Here is a 346-nt window from a genome sequence, read left to right on the forward strand (position 1 = left end):
GCTGGCTTCTGTTATCCGTGAAGGAACGGACAGTCCATATGAAGCGATAAAGCCGACGGAACAGCGTGAAACCTATCCGGTTTCCTCTGCCCAAAAACGGATTTATGTCCTTCAGCAGCTGGAGGACGGAGGGACAGGCTACAATATGCCGGCTGTATTAGAACTGGAAGGGAAGCTTGATCCAGAAAGGCTGGACAGGGCTTTCAAAGAGCTGATCAAGCGCCACGAGTCGCTTCGTACCTCCTTTGAACAGGATGGAGGCGGTGAGCCGGTGCAACGCATCCATGACGAGGTGCCGTTTACATTACAGACGACAGTTCTCGGCGACCAAACCGAACAGGAATCG

1 protein-coding gene is annotated in these 346 nt (G+C 53.2%); it reads left to right on the forward strand.

Annotated features, from left to right (window positions below; translation table 11 throughout):
- Positions 1-346 (forward strand): condensation domain-containing protein (locus ACQXR1_RS22215; RefSeq protein WP_430772884.1); only part of this gene is annotated, 346 nt, incomplete at both ends.

Origin of the sequence: Bacillus sp. ATD (genome assembly GCF_050585765.1) — a bacterium.
GTDB classification, from domain to species: Bacteria; Bacillota; Bacilli; order Bacillales; family Bacillaceae; genus Bacillus; species Bacillus stercoris.